General features: G+C 71.4%; 16 protein-coding genes and 1 pseudogene. 13 read left to right on the top strand and 4 right to left on the bottom strand.

What is annotated here, in order from left to right:
• Nucleotides 1-12 precede the first annotated feature (12 nt).
• Nucleotides 13-2,352 carry a bifunctional SulP family inorganic anion transporter/carbonic anhydrase gene (locus QFZ82_RS18740; protein ID WP_307714265.1) on the bottom strand — a complete coding sequence of 780 codons (2,340 nt, stop codon included), beginning with the start codon at nt 2,350-2,352 and terminating at the stop codon, nt 13-15.
• A gap of 297 nt (nt 2,353-2,649) precedes the next feature.
• Here QFZ82_RS18740 and QFZ82_RS18735 point away from each other — a divergent pair, with 297 nt between their 5' ends.
• On the top strand, nt 2,650-3,933 hold the full coding sequence (locus QFZ82_RS18735) for a hypothetical protein (protein WP_307714264.1): 1,284 nt from the start codon (nt 2,650-2,652) through the stop codon (nt 3,931-3,933).
• A 54-nt stretch (nt 3,934-3,987) separates the two neighbouring features.
• Here QFZ82_RS18735 and QFZ82_RS18730 read toward each other — a convergent pair whose 3' ends face one another.
• Nucleotides 3,988-4,974 carry an ATP-binding protein gene (locus tag QFZ82_RS18730; protein WP_307714263.1) on the bottom strand — a complete coding sequence of 329 codons (987 nt, stop codon included), beginning with the start codon at nt 4,972-4,974 and terminating at the stop codon, nt 3,988-3,990.
• Between the two features lie 103 nt (nt 4,975-5,077).
• Here QFZ82_RS18730 and QFZ82_RS18725 point away from each other — a divergent pair, with 103 nt between their 5' ends.
• Complete coding sequence (locus QFZ82_RS18725) at nt 5,078-5,908, top strand: oxidoreductase (RefSeq protein WP_307714262.1); 831 nt, start codon at nt 5,078-5,080, stop codon at nt 5,906-5,908.
• A 334-nt stretch (nt 5,909-6,242) separates the two neighbouring features.
• Here the strand turns inward: QFZ82_RS18725 and QFZ82_RS18720 are convergent, their stop codons facing one another.
• Entirely contained in the window at nt 6,243-7,133 is an 891-nt protein-coding gene (locus QFZ82_RS18720) for an HAD family phosphatase (RefSeq protein ID WP_307714261.1), read from the bottom strand.
• A 474-nt stretch (nt 7,134-7,607) separates the two neighbouring features.
• On the opposite strand from QFZ82_RS18720, the gene ssd reads away from it, so the two are divergent.
• The 7 genes and pseudogenes from ssd to QFZ82_RS18685 form a co-directional block, all read left to right on the top strand.
• The gene (gene ssd / locus QFZ82_RS18715; protein ID WP_307714260.1) at nt 7,608-8,711 is read left to right on the top strand and encodes a septum site-determining protein Ssd; all 1,104 of its coding nucleotides are present in this window, start codon (nt 7,608-7,610) and stop codon (nt 8,709-8,711) included.
• Nucleotides 8,708-9,856: a TadA family conjugal transfer-associated ATPase gene (locus tag QFZ82_RS18710; RefSeq protein WP_307714259.1), complete on the top strand. Its 1,149-nt coding sequence runs from the start codon at nt 8,708-8,710 to the stop codon at nt 9,854-9,856. Before ssd ends, QFZ82_RS18710 begins: the two co-directional genes overlap by 4 nt.
• 14 nt (nt 9,857-9,870) lie before the next feature.
• A complete protein-coding gene (locus QFZ82_RS18705) occupies nt 9,871-10,704 on the top strand; it encodes a type II secretion system F family protein (protein ID WP_307717765.1) in 834 nt (277 codons plus the stop codon).
• Nucleotides 10,701-11,495, top strand: coding sequence for a type II secretion system F family protein (locus tag QFZ82_RS18700; protein WP_307714258.1), 795 nt, complete (start codon nt 10,701-10,703; stop codon nt 11,493-11,495). The genes QFZ82_RS18705 and QFZ82_RS18700 overlap by 4 nt, the downstream gene beginning before the upstream one ends.
• A gap of 52 nt (nt 11,496-11,547) precedes the next feature.
• A complete protein-coding gene (locus QFZ82_RS18695) occupies nt 11,548-11,802 on the top strand; it encodes a DUF4244 domain-containing protein (RefSeq protein WP_307714257.1) in 255 nt (84 codons plus the stop codon).
• Nucleotides 11,789-12,292, top strand: a complete 504-nt coding sequence (locus QFZ82_RS18690) for a TadE family type IV pilus minor pilin (protein WP_307714256.1) — start codon at nt 11,789-11,791, stop codon at nt 12,290-12,292. The genes QFZ82_RS18695 and QFZ82_RS18690 overlap by 14 nt, the downstream gene beginning before the upstream one ends.
• A pseudogene (locus tag QFZ82_RS18685) lies at nt 12,289-12,549 on the top strand (Rv3654c family TadE-like protein); the annotation flags it as partial. The gene QFZ82_RS18690 and the pseudogene QFZ82_RS18685, both read left to right, overlap by 4 nt.
• A 145-nt stretch (nt 12,550-12,694) precedes the next feature.
• Here QFZ82_RS18685 and QFZ82_RS18680 read toward each other — a convergent pair.
• Nucleotides 12,695-15,376 (bottom strand): DEAD/DEAH box helicase, encoded by a 2,682-nt coding sequence (locus tag QFZ82_RS18680; protein WP_307714255.1) that lies wholly within the window; start codon nt 15,374-15,376, stop codon nt 12,695-12,697.
• 79 nt (nt 15,377-15,455) lie between these two features.
• Here QFZ82_RS18680 and QFZ82_RS18675 point away from each other — a divergent pair, with 79 nt between their 5' ends.
• The 4 genes from QFZ82_RS18675 to QFZ82_RS18660 all read left to right on the top strand — a co-directional run bounded on the left by QFZ82_RS18675 (nt 15,456) and on the right by QFZ82_RS18660 (nt 19,958).
• Nucleotides 15,456-15,809: an STAS domain-containing protein gene (locus QFZ82_RS18675; RefSeq protein ID WP_003967428.1), complete on the top strand. Its 354-nt coding sequence runs from the start codon at nt 15,456-15,458 to the stop codon at nt 15,807-15,809.
• 93 nt (nt 15,810-15,902) lie between these two features.
• Complete coding sequence (locus QFZ82_RS18670; RefSeq protein ID WP_307714254.1) at nt 15,903-16,337, top strand: ATP-binding protein; 435 nt, start codon at nt 15,903-15,905, stop codon at nt 16,335-16,337.
• A gap of 433 nt (nt 16,338-16,770) precedes the next feature.
• A complete protein-coding gene (locus QFZ82_RS18665; RefSeq protein ID WP_307717764.1) occupies nt 16,771-19,179 on the top strand; it encodes a sodium-translocating pyrophosphatase in 2,409 nt (802 codons plus the stop codon).
• A 191-nt stretch (nt 19,180-19,370) separates the two neighbouring features.
• Nucleotides 19,371-19,958 (top strand): small secreted protein, encoded by a 588-nt coding sequence (locus QFZ82_RS18660; RefSeq protein WP_307714253.1) that lies wholly within the window; start codon nt 19,371-19,373, stop codon nt 19,956-19,958.
• Nucleotides 19,959-20,045 lie beyond the last annotated feature (87 nt).

The following is a 20,045-nucleotide window of genomic DNA, read 5'->3' as shown; positions in this document are numbered from 1 at the left end:
AGGTGTACCTGATCAGACGCGGGCCTTCTCCAGTACGGACGGGGTGGGTGCGACCCGGTCGAAGACCTGCTCGACGTCGTGGCCGGTCGCGCTCGTGAGCAGATATGCCTGGGCCTCGCCGACATGGAAGTACATGCCGTGCAGTTGCAGCGTGCCCTCGGCGAGCCGGCGGGCGACCGACTCATGGGCCCGCAGATGCTCCAGCTGCTGGACCACATTGGTCAGGCACAGCTGCTCCACGGCGTCCGCGGGCATCCGTCCCGAGATCCTCGCCCACGCATGCCGACGGTTGCGCATGCGCTCCAGGCTGGGCAGGCCGTGCCGCAGCCAGCGGCGCAGCGGGGTCGGTGCGCCGTCGGGCGGGCTGTTCAGCAGGGCCTGCATCGCCCCGCAGCCCGAGTGGCCGCAGACCGTGATGGACTCCACCCCCAGCACGTCCACCGCGTACTCGATGGCGGCGGCGACGGAGTCGTCGCCGCTCTCCTCGCCAGGTAGTGGAACCAGGTTTCCCACGTTGCGCACGGTGAACAGGTCGCCGGGGCCGCTCGCCGTGATCATGCTGGTGACCAGTCGGGAGTCGGCGCAGGTGAGGAACAGCTGTGACGGCTGCTGGCCCTCACGGGCTAGGCGCGCCAGCTCGTCGCGGACCAGGGGAGCGGTGTTGCGCTGGAACGCGCTGAGCCCGGTGGCCAGTTGATGCGCCTCGGCCGGCTGGGGGCGCTCGCCGCAGTGGTGGTTGCGCCAGGGCGTCCAGGGGCGGCAGCAGCCGTGCGCCTCCTGCGCGGGCTCGCTGATCCGCGCCCCGGACCGGCCGGTGAACTCCACGGTGCCGCCCTGCGCGCTGTGCGACGTCTGCCAGTCGTGCAGCGCCTCGTACGCCGCGTGGTCCATGAAGGAGCCGTCCAGCTCGACCACGCAGTCGACGCCGTGCGGTACCTGTCCGAGGACCCGGCTCAGCCGGGGAACGGCCAGGAACGTCAACTGCCCGCGTACGCACACGCGGTGGAAGGTGCCGTCCTCCTCGACGGTGATCCGGGTCCTGGTGAGCCGGTGCAGCGCGACCGTGACGGCGACCGCGATCCCGATCAACACGCCTTCGAGTACGCCGGTGAGGACGACAGCGCTGACCGTCGCCGCGTAGACCAGGATCTCGCGGTTGCGCTTGACGCTGCGCAGGTGCGTGATGTTGACCATCTGCACGCCGACCACCATGACCAGCGCGGCGAGCGTGGCCAGTGGGATCAGGTCGAGGACGGGCACCAGCAGCAGCGCGGCCACCGTGATCCACAGTCCGTGGAGCATGGTGGAGTGGCGGCTGACCGCTCCGGCGGAGACGTTCGCCGAACTGCGGACCGCGACGCCGGTGATGGGCAGTCCGCCGAGCGCGCCGGACACGACGTTGGCCGCGCCCTGTCCGGTGAGCTCGCGGTCGAGGTCCGCGCGGGGGATGCGCACGTCCGGCTTCTTGCGGGCGGCGGCGAGCTTGTCGATGGCGACGGCCGACAGCAGCGACTCCACGCTGCCGACGAGCGTGATGGTGAGGACGGCGGCGAGCAGCCCGAGCACGGGCCCCTCGGGAAGCTCAGGGAGGGCGTGCGAGCGCCAGGAGGGCAGGTCGACACGCGGCTGGTGGAGCTGCGCGAACGTCGCGAGTGCGGTCGCGGCGGCGACGGCGGCCAAGGCCGCCGGAACGGTCCGCAGGATCCGTCCCGCTCGCCCCGGGATACGCGGCCACGCCAGCAGGACGGCGACCGTCAGGACGCTGACGGACAGTGCGGCCGGGTGCAGATGCGTCAACTGGTCGGGCAGCGCACCCACGTTGGCGAGGGCCGAGCTCTGCGGGGTGCCCCCGAGGACGATGTGCAGCTGTGCCAGGGCGATGGTGACGCCGATGCCGGCCAGCATTCCGTGGACGATGGCGGGGCTGACGGCGAGGGCGGAGCGCGCCACCCGCAGGGCGGCGAGGCCAAGTTGGCACAGGCCGGCGAGGACCGTGATGGCGCAGGTCGTGCGCCACCCGTACCGCTGGATCAACTCCGCGGTCACGACGGTCAGTCCGGCGGCCGGGCCGCTGACCTGCAGCGCGGATCCGCCGAACCGGCCCGCCACGATGCCGCCGACGGCGGCGGCGACGAGGCCTGCCTGGAGCGGCGCCCCGGTGGCGAGGGCGATGCCGAGCGAGAGCGGCAGGGCGATCAGGAAGACGGAGACGGATGCGGACAGGTCGGCGCCCGCGATGTGGAAGCGCCGACGTGCTCCGGTGGGAGGCGGACTGTGCGGGCCCTGGAAGCGGGCGGCCGGGGACATCGGCGGGTGATCGGCGTTGTTGGTGCGGGTGGGGACGCAGGACATTCCCGTCTCCTCCAAGGTGGCGCGGTCGCGGAACGTGGGGGACGCGGCCGTGGGGCACGGCATGCAGCGGCGGGATGCTCGAATCGCACGAGCGCTCAACAGTAAGTAAATGGATCGTAATGCAGAGTAAAGACTCTGGCATGATTTTCTGGGCAAATAGGGCAATCAATCACCTGATGCAGTGATTAATCATTTCATTGCGGCCTGTCGGGCCGCTCCCCTCACTCCTGGCGAGCGACCGTGTCGACTCCATCCCCAGTCGGATAGTCGTATCGCCATACGAAAGAGGGTGGGCGGATGCTGGCCGCCACGAAGAAGGCCGCCGCCGTCGTCGGTGCGGTCGCCACGGCACTGATCGCAGGACTCGCCGGCTGCTCGGGCGGTGGCGCGCAGGGCTCGGGCGACGCGGACACCGAGCACGGCGCTCCGGCTCCCAAGAAGGCGGGTGTGGTCCGTCTCATCGGCGACGGCTCCACCGCCTTCACCGGCGCCCAGCCGGGCCTGCTCAAGCCTCAGCGGCTCAAGCCCGGTGAGAAACCACCGCAGTTCGTGGTGTTCTCGTGGGACGGCGCCGGCGAGGACAGCCAGAAGCTGTTCTCCCACTTCCGCAAGGTCGGCAAGAAGTACGACGCGACGATGACGTACTTCCTCAGCGGCGTCTATCTCCTCCCCGAGGAGAAGCGGCACTTGTACGCCCCGCCCCAGCACGCGGTGGGCAGCTCCGACATCGGCTTCAACGACGTTCAGGGAATCAAGGACACCGTGCGAGAGCTGCGCGGTGCCTGGCAGGACGGCAATGAGGTGGGCACCCACTTCAACGGGCACTTCTGCGGCAAGAAGGGGGGAGTGGGCACCTGGTCCGTCAAGGAGTGGAAGAGCGAGATCCGCCAGGCCAAGTCCTTTGTGAAGAACTGGAGGACGAACGCCGGTCTCGCCTCGGCCGAGCCGCTCCCCTTCGACTACGACAAGGAACTCATCGGGGCCCGCACCCCGTGCCTCGAAGGCCGTCACAACTTCCTGCGCGCGGCACGCGACCTCGGCTTCCGCTACGACACCAGCGGGATCAGCGAGCAGGTCTGGCCCAAGAAGGAACTGGGCCTGTGGGACCTGGCCCTCCAGATGGTCCCTGTCCCCGGCCGCGCCTTCGAGACGCTGTCGATGGACTACAACTTCATGGTCAATCAGTCGGGCACGTCCAAGGGCAACCCGGCGATGCACGAGTACTGGGGCAACCAGATGCGCGACGGCCTGCTGAAGGCATTCGACCGCGCCTACAAGGGCAACCGTGCGCCGCTCATCATCGGCAACCACTTCGAGTCCTGGAACGGCGGGACCTACATGAAGGCGATCGAGCAGACGATCGCCAAGGTGTGCGTGAAGAGCGACGTGAAGTGCGTGTCCTTCCGTCAGCTGGCCGACTGGCTGGACGCCCAGGACCCGCTGGTTCTCGAGAAGCTGCGGCAGCTGGAGGTCGGTGAGGCGCCCAAGGGCGGCTGGTCCGACTTCCTCTCCAAGCCGCCGGTGGCCCCGGCCGGTCCGTCCGCCGGGCGGGACGCGGGGAAACGCGCCTCGCAGCGCTGAACGCGGCGTGACGCGAGGGCGGTCCGGACCGCCGGTCCGCCCTCGTCGCGCGGATCAGCCCGGCTGCGGCACCGGTGCGTGCTCACCGAGCACGAACGCCGGGTCCACCTGGGCCGCCAGGTCCACGCCTGTCTTCGCGTTGCCCCAGCTCTCCGCGTTCTTCAGATGGAAGTGCACCATCTGACGGGTGTAGCGCTCCCAGTCCCGGTGTGCGTACGAGTCCTCCGCCGCGTCCTGCAGGGTCTGCAGCGCCGTCCGATTGGCGGCCTCCAGCAGCTCGAACCGAGGCGGCCGGCCCTTCTCCATCGCCCGGACCCAGTCCGAGTGCCCCACCGTGACGAGCAGGTCGTCGCCCACCTCGTCCTGCAGGAACTCCAGGTCGTCCGGGCCCTGCACCTTGTTGCCCACGACCTTCAGCGACACCCCGAAGTCCCGGGCGTAGTCCTTGTACTGGCGGTAGACCGACACCCCCTTGCGGGTCGGCTCGGCCACCAGGAAGGTCATGTCGAACCGGGTGAACATGCCGGAGGCGAAGGAGTCCGAGCCCGCGGTCATGTCGACGACGACGTACTCCTGGGGCCCGTCCACCAAATGGTTGAGGCACAGCTCGACCGCACCGACCTTGGAGTGATAGCAGGCGACGCCGAGATCGGACTCGGTGAACGGCCCCGTCGCCATCAACCGGATCTCGCCGTCATCGAGCCGGACAGTCCGGGCGCACGCCTCGTACACCGGGTTGTCCTCGACGACGCGCAGCAGCCGGGAGCCCTCGCCGGGCGGCGTGGTCTTGATCATCGTCTCGGCCGAGGTGATCCTCGGGTTCGTGCCGCGCAGGTACTCCTTGATCAGCGGCAGGTGCGCGCCCATCGCCGGCAGGGCGGCAGCCGCCGCGTCGTCGAGACCGAGCGCGGCCCCCAGGTGCTGGTTGATGTCGGCGTCCACCGCGACGACAGGGGCTTCGGCGGCGGCCAGGTGGCGGATGAAGAGCGAGGACAGCGTCGTCTTGCCGCTGCCGCCCTTCCCTACGAAAGCGATCTTCATGTTCACCTAGAGTAGTGCTGCGAGCGCTGCCCGTTGTCAAGGTGCGTGAAGAAGACCACTCCAAGGTGGGGCAGGGGCCGGCCGGCGCGTAGCCTCGCTACCTATGAGTACGAACGCCTCGCCGGCCGACCCTCTCGCCACCCTCGGCACGCTGCCAGGCGTCGCCGACTCCGTGGACTCCGTACGCAAAGCCGTCGACCGGGTCTACGGGCACCGGGTCATGCGGCGGCGCAGCAACGAGATCACGTCGGAGGCCGCGCTCCGCGGAGCCCGTGCCTCCGCCGCCCTGTCCGGTGCCGACTGGGCGCTGGAGGAGGTACGCCGGCGCACCGACTTCGGAAGCGAGCCCGAGGCCCGCACCGTGGGTGCGGCGCTTCGGCTGACCGCGGAGGCGGGCCAGCTGCTGTCGATCTGGCGGCAGTCGCCCCTGCGGGTGCTGGCCAGGCTGCATCTGGTCGCGGCGAGCGGCAGCGACACCGCCGAGGCGGTGGGCAGGCCGCGCCTGTCCGGCGAGCCGGTCGACGAGCCGCTGATCGAGGCGCCTCTGCCCGGCGCGGCCGAGGTGGCGGGGCGTCTGGACGGGCTCGCGGAGCTGATCATCAGGGGCAGTTCCGCACCGGCCCTGGTGACGGCGGCCGTCGTGCACGGCGAGTTGCTGGCGCTGCGCCCGTTCGTCTCCCGCAACGGTCTGGTCGCGCGGGCGGCCGAGCGGATCGTGCTCATCGGCAGCGGCCTCGACCCGAAGTCGATCTGCCCGGCCGAGGTCGGGCATGCCGAGCAGGGGCGCGCGGCCTACACCGCGGCCTTCGAGGGCTACCTGTCGGGGACGCCGGAAGGTATGGCGGCCTGGATCGCCCACTGCGGGCGGGCCGTGGAGCTGGGTGTCAGGGAGTCCACGGCGGTGTGCGAAGCGCTGCAGCGCGGCGCGGCCTGAGGGGACGCCCCTGAGGGCGAAAGGCCCGGATTCCTGCTGAAAAGGGTTGCGGCGGTACCAATTGGTACCGCCGCTGGCATGTCCGCCCAGTTACCATGCGTCCTCGAATGTTGCCCATCAGGTCGGGAACTTTGCCCGTCACCTGGTGCGGCTGGCCCGTAATCGACGGGTCGACGTCGCGTGGGTGCTCGGCTTCCATGCTTCGGTCCGTGGGGCCTTCTCTGCGTTTAAAGGTGATCCTTTCGGATGTCCTCGGTCTCGCGGGCCGTTACATCCTTTGTACTACCGCAGGCCGGGAAGGGAAAGGCCTGCGCGGACTTCTTTACTTTTAGGTTCAAATACGGGCGAACCGGGTGCCGGGTTCGGTCGTCGCGCGAGCCGCGCGCGCCGCTCCCCGGCGTCGGTTGGCGTACCAGACGAGTCCGGCGGTCGCGGCCGCCGCTCCGACCGCCGCGGCGGCCATCAGTGCCGGACGGGGTGGCATCGAGAAGGCCGGCAGCCGCTGCTTCAGCCGCACCGGCTTGTTGAAGGCGAGAACCGGCCAGCCCCGCACCGCCGCCTCACGGCGCAGCGCGCGGTCCGGATTCACGGCGTAGGGGTGGCCCACCGCCGAGAGCATCGGAATGTCGGTCGCCGAGTCGCTGTACGCGTAGCAGCGGTCCAGGTCGTAGCCCTCCGACGCGGCGAGCTCCCGGACCGCCTCGGCCTTCGTCGGACCGTACGCGTAGTACTCCACCTCGCCCGTGAAGCATCCGTCGTCGCCGACGATCATGCGGGTGGCCACGACGCGGTCCGCGCCGAGCAACTCGCCGATGGGCTCCACGACCTCGGTGCCGGACGTGGACACGATGACCACGTCCCGGCCGGCCATGTGGTGCTCCTCGATGAGGGAGGCGGCCTCGTCGTAGATGATCGGGTCGATGAGATCGTGCAGCGTCTCGGCGACGATCTCGCGGACCTGCTGCACGTTCCAGCCCTTGCAGAGCGCGGACAGGTACTCGCGCATCCGCTCCATCTGGTCGTGATCGGCGCCGCCCGCGAGAAACACGAACTGGATATAGGCGGTGCGCAGCGCGGCACGCCGACTGATCAGCCCGCCTTGGTAGAAGGACTTGCTGAAGGTCAGCGTCGAAGACTTCGCAATGACCGTCTTGTCCAGATCAAAGAAGGCGGCTGTGCGCGGCAAGGAGTGGTTTTCCACGGGGTGAGCATATGTGCCCGCCATTCGGCGTACGCTGGGCGCGTGGGTTTGCCTGAGAAGGCTCTCGGGTACACCATGGAAGTCACGGATCGTTCGCGACCGTGCTAACCCGGTCCGGCTCCTCCCCCCCCGAGTCGGCCGGAGAGACGACCCCCGCTCTCCCCCCCGGCGGGGGTCGTCGCATGTCCGGGCGGGTTTTCCCCTCATCTTCGCGGCCGTTGCCGCCTGCCGCCCGCCTCTGTCGCGCTCGGATGACATGGAAGGCGCACCCCCGGATTCGTCACTATGAGTAGTTGTCGTGCTGCGCTCCGAGACCTTTCGGTCTCTCACCGGTTCGGGCTACGGAGATATTCACAAGTGGCCGGTTGTCCACAGTTTTTCGGCAAGATCCACACGGTTTTTCGGCGAGCTGCACCGTGATTCCAGCCGCGAAGTTCGCGGACCGGAGGAATCACGGATCTCGCCGTGTGCGAGATCGCCGGGAGAGGGGTGGAGATCGTGGCCGGATCCATCACATCGGAGCGTCCCCGTACTGCCGAGGAGCGCCGCGCGGGACCGCTGATCGTCACCGAGGACGTGGACCTGCTCGACGACCTGCTGCGGCTCTGCGCGGCGGCGGGGGCCGAGCCGGACGTCCACCACACGGTGCCCGATCGCAAGGGTGTCTGGGAGGGCGCGCCGCTGGTCCTCGTCGGAGACGACGCGGCCGAGCGGTGCCGCGGGGCCACCCGCAGGCGCGGGGTGCTGCTCGTGGGCCGCGACCAGGACGACCCGGACGTCTGGCGGCGGGCCGTGGAGATCGGTGCCGACAGTGTTGTTCGCCTGCCCGACGGGGAGGGCTGGCTCGTCGACCGGATCGCCGACGTCGCCGAGGGCGTCGGACGGCAGGCCCTGACGGTCGGAGTCATCGGCGGACGGGGCGGCGCGGGGGCGTCGACGCTGGCCTGCGCCCTCGCCGTGACAGCCGCCCGCGCCGGCCGGCGCACCATGCTCGTCGACGGGGACCCGCTCGGCGGTGGACTGGACGTCCTGCTCGGCGGCGAGCAGACCGAGGGCAGACGATGGCCCGACTTCGCCGCCTCGAAGGGCCGCGTCGCCGGCGGTGCACTGGAGGAGTCCTTGCCTGAGCTGCACGCGCTGCGGGTGCTCAGCTGGGACCGCGGGGATTCCGTCGTCGTCCCGCCCGAGGCGATGAGGTCGGTGCTCGCGGCGGCGCGCCGCCGGGGCGGGGTGGTCGTCGTCGACCTGCCGCGCCGCGTCGACGAAGGCGTGGCCGAGGCGCTCGCCCAGCTCGACCTGGGGCTGCTGGTGGTGCCCGGCGAGCTCCGCGCGGTCGCCGCGGCGAACCGGGTCGCCTCGGTAGTGGGCATGGTCCTCTCGGACCTGCGAGTGGTCGTCCGCGGCCCGTACGCCTCCGGGCTGGACGAGCAGTGGGTGGCGGCCGCGCTCGGCCTGCCGCTCGCAGGTGAACTGCCCATGGAGCCGGGGCTGTCGGCGGACCAGGACGGTGGAGCGCCGCCGGGAGCGAGCGGACGAGGGCCGCTGGCCAGGTTCTGCACGGCGTTCTGGCAGAAGGCGCTCGCCGGGGAGGCGGTCTCATGAGCACCGGGCTGCTGGAGGCCGTACGGCAGCGGCTGGCGGAGAGCGGCGCCGAGCCGACACCGGCCAGGGTCGCGGCAGCCCTGCGGGCGCAGGGGCGCCTGCTGGGGGATGCCGAAGTTCTGGGCGGTACGGAGAAGTTACGAGGCGAGCTGGTGGGCACGGGACCGTTGGAGCCCTTGCTGTCCGACCCGTCCGTCACCGATGTGCTGGTCTCCGCGCCGGACCGGGTGTGGGTGGACCGGGGCAGAGGCCTGGAGCTCACGGAGGTGACCTTCCCGGACGCGGCGTCCGTGCGCAGGCTGGCGCAGCGGCTCGCGGCGGTTGCGGAGCGCAGGCTCGACGACGCCCGGCCCTGGGTGGACGCCCGGCTGCCGGACGGGACGCGGATGCACGCCGTGATTCCACCGGTGGCCGTCGGCTCGACGTGCCTGTCGCTGCGAGTCGTGCGGCCGCGGGCGTTCTCGGTGCGGGAGCTGGTCGTGGCCGGGACGGTTCCGCCGGACGGGGACCGCGTGCTGCGGGCTCTCATCACGGCCCGGCTCTCCTTTCTGATCAGCGGCGGGACCGGTTCGGGGAAGACGACCCTGCTGAGCAGTCTGCTGGGGCTGGTCGGGGAGCGGGAGCGCATCGTGCTCGCCGAGGACTCGGCCGAGCTGAGGCCAGACCATCCCCACGTGGTGCGGCTCGAATCGCGCACCGCCAACCAGGAGGGCGCGGGACGGGTGACCCTGCGGGACCTGGTTCGCCAGGCACTGAGGATGCGGCCCGACCGGCTGGTCGTCGGAGAGGTCCGGGGGGCCGAGGTCACAGAATTGCTGGCCGCACTCAACACCGGTCACGAGGGAGGGTGCGGCACCGTGCACGCGAACGCGGCGGCGGACGTGCCCGCGCGGCTGGAGGCGCTGGGGACCGCGGCGGGGCTCGACCGGGCGGCACTGCACAGCCAGTTGGCCGCGGCGCTGTCCGTCGTCGTCCATCTCGCACGGGACGCGGACGGTCGGCGGCGCATCGCGGAGGTACACGTGCTGGAGCGGGATGCGGCCGGGCTGGTGGTGACGGTTCCGGCGCTGAGGTGGGGCGCGGAGGCATTCGCGCGCGAGGAGGGCTGGCCGCGGCTTCGCGCCCTGATCGGGGAGGCGCTGTGAGGGCCGCTGAGTCGATGTGCGCGGCGGCTGTCTGTGCCGGGGCCGCCGCCTGGCTGCTCACGGGCCAGGACCAGGGACTGCGCCGGGCGAGGCTCCTCTTCGCGGGCGGGGGCGCCGTCGCCGAACCGCCGTGGTGGGCGTGGGAGCGCATGCTGCCGGTGCTGCGGCTGCGCAGGGAGTGGCTCTGCCTGCCGGTGGCGCTCGTGGTCGCCGTGCTCGGGAAGTCCGTCGTGCCTCTCGTCGCAGGGGCGGCGGCGGTGCCGTTGGTGCGGCGGCGGTTGCGGGCCCGGGAGCACAGGAAGGAGAAGGACCGCAGGGCCGAGAGGGTGGTCGCGCTGTGCGGCGCGGTCGCGGGGGAGCTGCGAGCGGGTCTCCAGCCGGGGCAGGCGCTGTTGTTCGGCGCCCGGTCCACCAGGGCGCTCGGTCAGGAGGAGGCCGCCGTCCTGGCGGCGGCGCGGTTCGGCGGCGATGTCCCCGGGGCGCTGAAGGCCGCGGCTCGGCAGCCCGGCGCGGAGGGGCTGGCCGGATTCGCCGCCTGCTGGCGGGTCGCCGTGGACAGCGGTGCGGGGCTGGCCGCCGGCCTGGACCGGCTGGAGGCGGCGCTGCGGGCTGAGCGGGACCAACGGGAGGACTTGGCCGCACAGTTGGCGGGCGCATGGTCGACCGTCGTGCTCCTCGCGCTGTTGCCCGTCGCCGGGCTGGGGATGGGCTGGGCGCTCGGCGCGGACCCCTTGGACGTGCTGTTCCACACGCCGGGCGGTATCGCCTGCCTGGTCGCCGGAGGGCTGCTGGAGGCGGCCGGCCTGTTCTGGGCGGGGCGGATCGTGCGGGCGGGTGAGGAGACATGAGCCCGGACGTCGTCCACAGGCTGGGGGCGGTGCTGGCCGGCCTGGCGGCGGTGAGCTGTGTCGGCTCGCTGATCGCGGCGCACCGCCGTGGCAGGGCGGTGCGTGGACGGATCGAGGCGCTGCTGTCGGTGGAGCGGGAACAGCGCCGCAGCAGAGCGCAGTTGGCGGCCCGGGCCAGGAAGTGGGCGGCGCCGTTCGGCGCGGCGGCTCTCTGTTACGTCCTGATCGGCGGCGCGGTAGGCGCCGCTGTGGGGATCGCTGCGGCACTCGGTGTACGGCACTGGCTCCGGCGCCGGGAGCGTGCCGCGGCGGTGGTGGCCGAGAGGGAGGGAGCCGACGGCGGGGAGGAGGCGGCACGACAACTGCCGCTCGCCGCCGACCTCCTGGCCGCCTGCATCTCGGCCGGCGCGGGACCGCGTGAGGCGGCGGAGGCCGTGGGCGAGTCGCTGGGCGGTCAGCTCGGGGAGAGGCTCGCCAGGGCCGCGGCCGAGCTCAGGCTCGGTGGCGAGCCGGCACACGCCTGGGGCTGGTTCGGCGCGACAGCGGGGGCCGGCACGCTGGCCCGCTGCCTGGAGCGCGCCGACCTGACGGGCGCCCCGGCCGCGGAGCAGGTGACGCGGCTGGCGGAGAGGCTTCGCGCGGACCGCGCCCGAGAGGTGGCGGCGCGCGGCCGGAAGGCACAGGTGCTGATCACGGCACCCGTGGGCCTGTGCTTCCTGCCCGCCTTTCTCGCCGTCGGCGTCGCACCGGTGGTGATCGGGCTGGCCGGCGGACTGCTGGCCGCCGACTGACCGCACCGATTTCTCACCCGTACAAGAGCACTACAAGACCAGGGAGTCGAGCATGTGGAAGACGTTGTGGCACCGGCTGTGCGAGAGCAGGGCCGACGGACGCGGGCCGCTCGGAGGCAGGCTCGGCGGACTGCGCGGCCGGCTGGCAGGGCTGCGGACGGACAAGGGCATGACCACATCCGAGTACGCGGTGGGGACGATCGCCGCCTGCGGCTTCGCGGCCGTTCTGTACAAGGTCGTCACGAGTGACGCTGTGTCGAAAGGGCTCCAGGCGCTGATCGGCAAGGCCCTCGATGCCCAGTTCTGAGAAGCCGGGCGCGGATCCGGACGGGCGAGGCGACCGGGGGTCGGTGACCGCCGAGGCGGCTGTGGCGGTTCCTGCGCTGGTCCTGTTCGCCATGGCCCTGGTCTGGGCGCTGATGGCCGCGTCCGCGCAGATCCAGTGCGTGGACGCGGCGCGGGCCGGAGCACGGGCGGCGGCCAGATCGGAGCCGCGTGCGGCGGCGCTGGCCGCCGCACGCTCCGCGGCCCCTTCCGGCGCACGGGTCACCCTGTCCAGGGCAGGCGACCTGTGGCGGGTGCGGGTGCAGGCGGACACGCCCGGACCCGGTGTGCTGGCGCTGACGCTGAGTGCGGAGGCGGCGGCCCTGGCCGAGGACACGGTGGGGCAGGGCACGGACGACGCCTCGGCCGGCGGCGCCGCAGCCGTACGGCTCGACGGGGTACGGGCGACCGCGGTGCGTGCTGCGGCCTGGGCCGGAGCCGCTGTGCCGGGCGGTACGGCGGTGGCGCCATGAACCGGGACCGGGGCTCGGCCACCGTCTGGGTGGCCTCCGCCACCACGGTGCTGTGCGCGGTCTTCGCGCTGGTGCTGGCGATGGGACAGGCGGTCGTGGCACGGCATCGGGCGGGCGGGGCCGCCGACTTGGCAGCCCTGGCCGCGGCCGACCACGCCCTGAGCGGCCGGGCCGCGGCGTGTGCCAAGGCGGCCGAGGTCGCCCGGGCGCAGGAGGCGGAGGTCACCAGGTGCGTGGTGCGGGGCGAGATCGCCGACGTGACCGCCCGCTTCCGCTTCGGGCCGTACACACCCGAAGTCAGGTCGAGGGCGGGGCCGCCCGAGGGGGCGGCTGACGGAGCGACCCACGCGACACGGACCCGACCGCCCGCACCGTCCCGCCGCCGGACCCCGGAGGGGCTCCCTACGAGGGGGCGCCGGGCGGCGGCCCCTGCGTCGCCGGCCCGGTCGTTTGCGAGGCAGGCCGGTCCTCAGGCTCGCCCTCCGGTGCCTCCGCCGACGGGGCGGACGGTCCACCTGCTCGCTCGCCCACCGAGTCACCCATCGGTTCGTTCGCCTCTTCCGCCGCCGGCTCGCCCACGGCCCCCGGGGCAGCCGCGTCCCGGGACTCGCCCAGGCCGCCTTCGCCCGGTGCCTGGGCCGGAGCGCTACGGAGCAGTTCGGTGAGCAGGCGGACCGCGCCGCGCTTGTGCAGCGGGTCGTTGCCGTTGCCGCACTTGGGGGACTGGATGCACGAGGGGCAGCCGGCCTCGCACTCGCAGGAGGCGATGGCCTCGCGCGTCGCGGTCAGCCACTCGCGGGCCGTGCGGAAGGCACGCTCGGCGAAACCCGCGCCACCCGGATGCCCGTCGTACACGAAGACCGTGGGGAGCAGCGTGTCGGGATGGAGCGGGACGGATACACCGCCGATGTCCCAGCGGTCACATGTGGCGAACAGCGGCAGCATGCCGATCGAGGCGTGTTCGGCCGCGTGGAGGGCTCCGCCGAGCTGTTCCGGACCCACGCGTGCGGCGTCGAGCTGGTCCTCGGTGACCGTCCACCACACGGCTCGGGTGCGCAGGGTGCGGGGCGGGAGGTCGAGCTTCGACTCGCCGAGCACTTCGCCGGTGACGAGCCGGCGGCGAAGGAAGGAGACGACCTGGTTGGTGACCTCGACGGAGCCGTAGCACAGGCGCCCGTCCCCCCACGCGACCTCGATGTCGGTGTCGAGCACGGAGATGGAGGTGGTGTCCCGTGCGGTGGTCGAGTACGGCGGATTGGCCTCCTCGACCAGGGCGACCGAGTCCTCAAGATCGAGCTGTTCGACCAGGTAGGTGCGGCCCTGGTGCAGGTGGACGGCGCCGTTGTGGACGGCCGTGTGGGCGGCGGCCTCGTCGACGGTGCCGAGCAGGCGGCCGCTGGAGGCCTCGACGATCTGGACGGGGCGCCCGCCGCCGCCGCGGATGTCGGTGAGATCGGCGGCCCGCTCGCGGCGCGTCCAGTGCCAGCCGGACGCGCGCCGGCGCAGCAGCCGGGCGGTCTCCAGCTGGGGCATGAGCTCCGCGGTGGCGGGCCCGAAGAGCTCCAGGTCGGCTTCGGTGAGCGGGAGTTCGGCCGCGGCGGCGCACAGGTGGGGAGCGAGGACGTAGGGATTGTCCGGGTCCAGGACGGTGGACTCGACCGGCCGCCGGAACAGTGCCTCGGGGTGGTGGACGAGATAGGTGTCCAGCGGGTCGTCGCGGGCGACGAGGACGGCCAGGGCACCCTGCCCCGAGCGTCCCGCGCGGCCGGCCTGCTGCCACAGAGAGGCACGGGTGCCCGGGTATCCGGCGATGACGACCGCGTCGAGCCCGGAGACGTCGACGCCGAGTTCGAGGGCGGTGGTGGCGGCGAGGCCCAGGAGGTCGCCGGAGTGCAGGGCGCGTTCGAGGGCGCGGCGTTCCTCGGGGAGGTAGCCGCCGCGGTAGGCGGCGATGCGCTGCGGCAGCGAGCGGTCGACCTCGGCGAGGCGCTCCTTGGCGATCACGGAGATGAGCTCTGCGCCCCGGCGGGAGCGTACGAAGGCGACGCTGCGCACGCCCTGCACGGTCAGGTCGGTCAGCAGGTCGGCGGTCTCGGCGATCGCGGTGCGGCGGACCGGCGCGCCCTTCTCGCCGTGGAGCTCGGTCAGCGGCGGCTCCCACAGGGCGAAGACGAGTTCGCCGCGGGGTGAGGCGTCGTCGGCGACCTCCCAGACGGGCAGGCCGGTGAGACGGCCGGCGGCGACGGCCGGGGCCGCGGCGGTGGCCGACGCGAGCAGGAAGACGGGGTGCGCACCGTAGCGGGCGCACAGGCGGCGGAGGCGGCGCAGCACCTGGGCGACGTGGGAGCCGAAGACGCCCCGGTAGGTGTGGCACTCGTCGATCACGACGTAGCGCAGGGTGCGCAGGAAGGAGGCCCAGCGCGGGTGGGACGGCAGTATCCCGCGGTGCAGCATGTCCGGGTTGGTGAGGACGTAGTTGGCGTACTGCCGCACCCATTCGCGTTCCTCGACGGGCGTGTCGCCGTCGTAGACGGCGGGGCGGACGCGGTTGCCGAGGGGCGCGGCGAGCTCCCGGACGGCGCGGAGCTGGTCGGCGGCGAGGGCCTTGGTGGGGGCCAGGTACAGGGCGGTGGTGCCGCGGCCGTTCGGGGCCTCGGCGCCGTCGAGGAGGGTGCTGAGGACGGGGGCCAGGTACGCCAGGGACTTGCCCGAGGCGGTGCCGGTCGCAATGACCACGGACTCGCCGTCCAGGGCGTGCTCGGCGGCGGCCGCCTGGTGGGCCCAGGGGTGGTCGATGCCGGCCTCCTGGACGGCGGCGATCACTTCCGCGCGGATGCGGTCGGGCCAGACGGCATGCCTGCCCGGTCGCGGGGGCAAGTGCTCCGTATGAGTGATGCGCGCAGCCCGGTTCGCCCCCATGGTGAGCCGGTCGAGGACCGCACCGGGGGAGGGGCGGGTTTCCCCGCTCTCGGGAGGTCGTCTGGGACGGTGATTCTTGGCCATCGGCACCGAGTGTGTCACTGGCGTGACGGACAATGGTCCCAAGGCGTCGTGCATGGCTGCTGGTAAGTGATTGAATGCCATCGCGGCTGGCGACCGTCTTCCGGCTCCGTCGGGGAGACCTGAGGGGACGGCCGCTCGATAGCAAGGTGCTGGAGGATCCGTGGACCTGTCCCTGTCGACTCGCAATGTGTCCGGCCCTGGTGGCGACCGTACGGTCGTCGAGGTCGGTGGCGAGATTGATGTGTATACCGCGCCCAAGCTGCGCGAGCAGTTGGTCGAGTTGGTGAACGACGGCAGCTACCACCTGGTCGTCGACATGGAGGGCGTGGATTTTCTCGACTCCACCGGCCTCGGCGTGCTCGTCGGCGGCCTGAAGCGCGTGCGCGCGCACGAGGGCTCCCTGCGCCTGGTGTGCAACCAGGAGCGCATTCTCAAGATCTTCCGGATCACGGGTCTGACCAAGGTGTTCCCCATCCACACCACGGTCGACGAAGCCGTCGCGGCGACCGACTGACACTCGGCCGGAGACCGCCGGAAGCAGTGAGGGGCACCGGGCATCCAGCCCGGGCCCCTGAGAGGCACGCCCATATGTCCGAGGGGGATCTGCATGGCCACCGTTGAGCTCCGCTTCAGCGCCCAGCCCGAGCACGTCAGGACGGCCCGGCTGGTCGCCGCTGCCGTGGCACGCAGGGCCGGGGTCGACGAGGCGGTGCTGGACGAGGTCCGCCTCGCCGTGGGCGAGGCGTGCAGCCGTGCGGTCGGGCTGCACCGCAGCCATGGCCTCACGGCGCCCGTGCGGGTCCTGCTGTCCGAGGAGGAGAAGACCTTCTCGATCGAGGTCGGGGACGAGGTTCCCGGCTCGGGCGGCGGTGCGGGCCCGGGCGGGCGAGCCGCGGACGAGGAAGCCGACGCCGAGGACGAGGACGAAATGGGGCTCGCGGTGATCAGCGGCCTCGTCGACGACATGGAGGTCTTGTCCTCCGAGGACGGCGGCGTGATCCGGATGAGCTGGCCCGCAGCACCGCCTGCGGCGGCCACCTGATCCGTCCGGGCCGACCGTCCCTCCGCCCCGCTCCTCCGCCGACCAGGCCTCGCCATGACCCGTTCGGCCCAACGCGGGCCGACCGAATCGACGAGCCTGTCCGGGCGCCGGGAGGCCGTCGTGGCGGACCGGCCAGATTCGGCGGACGGCGCCCTGCCCGTGCTTGACCGCCGTCCGGGTGATCGATCTTCCGATTCTCATCTCATTGTTCCGCGAAAGAGGCCCTGCTGAGCAGGGCCTCTTTCGTATTTTCTAGATCGTCGATCAAGAGTCAATGCTTTTGCCCCATTACCTCTTTCGGGCACGTTTTCAGAACGCGATCATCTGCTGAGTAGCCGGTCAAGGTCAATTGCATTTGCCGCACCCTGTTTTGATCAGGTTCCGCTACCTACAATCCGTCCACATCTTGAGCTCTGAACGTCAAGGAGGACGAATGGCGGGGCTCTTCAACCCACAAATGACCGATCATCCCACTTCCTATGCGGCTGCGGTACTCACGGACGACAACCGGATGATCGTCGTGGTCATCGCAGCCGTCGCACTGGCGGCCCTGGTCGTCGCCCAATTGCTCGTGCGCCAGGTCCTCGCCGCAGGCGAGGGCACCGATTCCATGAAGAAGATCGCGGCGGCGGTGCAGGAAGGCGCGAATGCCTATCTCGCACGGCAGCTGCGCACCCTCGGCGTCTTCGCCGTGGTGGTGTTCTTCCTGCTCATGCTTCTTCCCGCGGACGACTGGTCGCAGCGTGCGGGGCGTTCGGTGTTCTTCCTGGTGGGTGCGATCTTCTCGGCGGCCACCGGATACATCGGCATGCGTCTCGCGGTGCGGGCCAATGTCCGGGTGGCGGCGGCCGCGCGGGAAGCGACACCGCAGGAAGGAGAGCCGGAAAAGGATCTGACGGCCGTCGCGCACAAGGCCATGAAGATCGCGTTCCGTACCGGTGGCGTGGTCGGCATGTTCACGGTGGGCCTCGGGCTTCTCGGTGCCTCCTGCGTCGTGCTCGTCTACGCGGCCGACGCGCCCAAGGTGCTCGAGGGCTTCGGCCTCGGCGCCGCGCTGATCGCCATGTTCATGCGTGTCGGCGGCGGCATCTTCACCAAGGCGGCCGACGTCGGCGCCGACCTCGTCGGCAAGGTCGAGCAGGGCATTCCCGAAGACGACCCGCGCAACGCCGCGACCATCGCCGACAACGTGGGCGACAACGTCGGGGACTGCGCCGGCATGGCGGCCGACCTGTTCGAGTCGTACGCCGTCACGCTCGTCGCGGCCCTCATCCTCGGCTCGGCGGCCTTCGGCGACGCCGGGCTCGCCTTCCCGCTGATTGTCCCGGCGATCGGCGTGGTCACCGCGATGATCGGCATCTTCGCGGTCGCCCCGCGGCGCGCCGACCGCAGCGGGATGACCGCCATCAACCGAGGGTTCTTCATCTCCGCGGTGATCTCGATCGTCCTGGTGGCCATCGCGGTGTTCATCTACCTGCCCTCTTCGTACGCCGAGTTGGACGGTGTCGGGGACGCCGCTGTCCGGGCGCACGAGGGTGACCCGCGTGTCCTGGCGCTCGTCGCCGTCGCCATCGGCATCGTGCTGGCGGCCCTGATCCAGCAACTCACGGGCTACTTCACCGAGACGAACCGGCGTCCGGTCCGGGACATCGGCAAGTCGTCGCTGACCGGCCCCGCCACCGTCGTGCTGGCCGGCATCGCGATCGGCCTCGAATCGGCGGTCTACACCGCGCTGTTGATCGGCCTCGGCGTCTACGGGGCGTTCCTGCTCGGCGGCACGTCGATCATGCTCGCCCTCTTCGCCGTGGCGCTCGCCGGAACCGGCCTGCTCACCACGGTCGGCGTCATCGTCGCCATGGACACGTTCGGGCCGGTCTCCGACAACGCCCAGGGCATCGCGGAGATGTCGGGCGACGTCACCGGCGCGGGCGCGCAGGTCCTCACCGACCTGGACGCCGTCGGCAACACCACCAAGGCCATCACCAAGGGCATCGCCATCGCCACGGCCGTGCTCGCCGCGGCCGCGCTCTTCGGCTCGTACCGCGACGCCATCGGCACCGCGGCCCGGGACGTCGGCGAGAAGCTGGGCGACGGCGCCCCGATGAACCTGGTGATGGACATCTCCCAGCCCAACAACCTGGTGGGGCTGGTCCTGGGCGCCGCGGTCGTCTTCCTCTTCTCCGGGCTGGCGATCAACGCCGTGTCCCGGTCGGCGGGAGCCGTTGTCTACGAGGTGCGGCGGCAGTTCCGCGAGCACCCGGGGATCATGGACTACTCCGAGAAGCCGGAGTACGGGCGCGTCGTCGACATCTGCACCAAGGACGCGCTGCGGGAGCTGGCCACGCCGGGTCTGCTCGCGGTGATGACGCCGATCGCTGTCGGCTTCTCGCTCGGGGTCGGCGCGCTCGGCGCGTTCCTCGCGGGGGCGATCGGCACCGGAACGCTGATGGCCGTGTTCCTCGCCAACTCCGGCGGTGCGTGGGACAACGCCAAGAAGCTCGTCGAGGACGGTCACCACGGCGGCAAGGGCAGCGAGGCCCATGCGGCGACGGTGATCGGCGACACGGTCGGCGACCCGTTCAAGGACACGGCCGGTCCGGCGATCAACCCGCTGCTGAAGGTGATGAACCTGGTCGCGCTGCTGATCGCGCCGGCAGTCGTCCAGTTCAGCTTCGGGGACGACTCCAATGCCGGCGTGCGCGCGTTGGTCGCGGTGATCGCCATGGTGGTCATCGTGGGTGCCGTGTACATCTCCAAGCGGCGTGGAATCGCGGTGGGCGACGACAGCGACAGCCGGGCCGAGCGCGGCGCGAAGTCGGCCGATCCCGCGGCGGTGTCCTGACGTCGCGGATCAACCCATGGGCGGGCGCTGCGCACTGACGCGGCGTCCGCCCATTCGCGCGTGTGGGTGAGTCTTGTCTCCCTTGGTGCAAATGGCTTCAATAGGTGATGAACCGGGCGCACGACACGCGTTTGTCGCCCACTTGGCGTGTATGTTCCGGGGCCGAGAGAGCCTTGGAAGGGACCAATCCGGTGAACAAGAAGCTTGCGGCCGCACTGTCCGGCGGTGCGGTACTGGTACTGGCGCTGTCGGGATGCGGTGACGACAGCGAGGAGAAGGTGAACAACTGGGCCAAGAACGTCTGTGACCAGGCGCAGCCGCAGATCCAGAAGAGAGCCGACGCCCAGCAGGCCATCATCTCGACGGCCGCGGACGGCAAGCCCGCCGACATCCAGGCCGCCGACTCCAAGGCTTTCGCGGACATCGCCGCAGCGGACAAGGCACTTGCCAAGGCCGTCAGGGACGCCGGTGTCCCGCCGGTCGACAACGGCGAGAAGCTCCGCACCGACGCGGTGAACGAACTGGAGGCCACCGCCAAGGAGTACCTGGCGCTCAAGCAGAAGGTCGACGCCCTCGACGCCAAGGACCAGCAGAAGTTCGCCGACGGCCTGCAGGAGGTCGCGGACGGTCTGAAGAAGATCGAGCGCATGGACCAGGACGCGCTGGCCAAGCTCCAGGCCGGCCAGTTGGGCCAGGCCATGGCGAAGCAGCCGGGCTGCCAGCGGGCGAAGACGTCGAGCCCCGCCTCGGGCGCCTCCGCGTCGCCCAGCAAGGCGTGACCGGCGCCCGTTCGCAGGACAACAAGCAGGACAACAAGACTGTGTGAGGCCCCACTCGGCCCCGGCCGATGCGTGCCGCCACGCACG

The sequence above is a fragment of the Streptomyces sp. V4I23 genome (assembly GCF_030817975.1).
GTDB lineage: Bacteria > Actinomycetota > Actinomycetes > Streptomycetales > Streptomycetaceae > Streptomyces.
This window is presented reverse-complemented; position numbering and strand designations above follow the sequence as displayed.

Coding starts and splice junctions, on each gene's coding strand:
- QFZ82_RS18740 (WP_307714265.1), bottom strand. CDS start 2,352: ATGTCCTGCGTCCCCACCCGCACCAACAACGCCGATCACCCGCCGATG.
- QFZ82_RS18735 (WP_307714264.1), top strand. CDS start 2,650: ATGCTGGCCGCCACGAAGAAGGCCGCCGCCGTCGTCGGTGCGGTCGCC.
- QFZ82_RS18730 (WP_307714263.1), bottom strand. CDS start 4,974: ATGAAGATCGCTTTCGTAGGGAAGGGCGGCAGCGGCAAGACGACGCTG.
- QFZ82_RS18725 (WP_307714262.1), top strand. CDS start 5,078: ATGAGTACGAACGCCTCGCCGGCCGACCCTCTCGCCACCCTCGGCACG.
- QFZ82_RS18720 (WP_307714261.1), bottom strand. CDS start 7,133: ATGGCGGGCACATATGCTCACCCCGTGGAAAACCACTCCTTGCCGCGC.
- QFZ82_RS18710 (WP_307714259.1), top strand. CDS start 8,708: ATGAGCACCGGGCTGCTGGAGGCCGTACGGCAGCGGCTGGCGGAGAGC.
- QFZ82_RS18705 (WP_307717765.1), top strand. CDS start 9,871: ATGTGCGCGGCGGCTGTCTGTGCCGGGGCCGCCGCCTGGCTGCTCACG.
- QFZ82_RS18700 (WP_307714258.1), top strand. CDS start 10,701: ATGAGCCCGGACGTCGTCCACAGGCTGGGGGCGGTGCTGGCCGGCCTG.
- QFZ82_RS18695 (WP_307714257.1), top strand. CDS start 11,548: ATGTGGAAGACGTTGTGGCACCGGCTGTGCGAGAGCAGGGCCGACGGA.
- QFZ82_RS18690 (WP_307714256.1), top strand. CDS start 11,789: ATGCCCAGTTCTGAGAAGCCGGGCGCGGATCCGGACGGGCGAGGCGAC.
- QFZ82_RS18680 (WP_307714255.1), bottom strand. CDS start 15,376: ATGGCATTCAATCACTTACCAGCAGCCATGCACGACGCCTTGGGACCA.
- QFZ82_RS18670 (WP_307714254.1), top strand. CDS start 15,903: ATGGCCACCGTTGAGCTCCGCTTCAGCGCCCAGCCCGAGCACGTCAGG.
- QFZ82_RS18665 (WP_307717764.1), top strand. CDS start 16,771: ATGGCGGGGCTCTTCAACCCACAAATGACCGATCATCCCACTTCCTAT.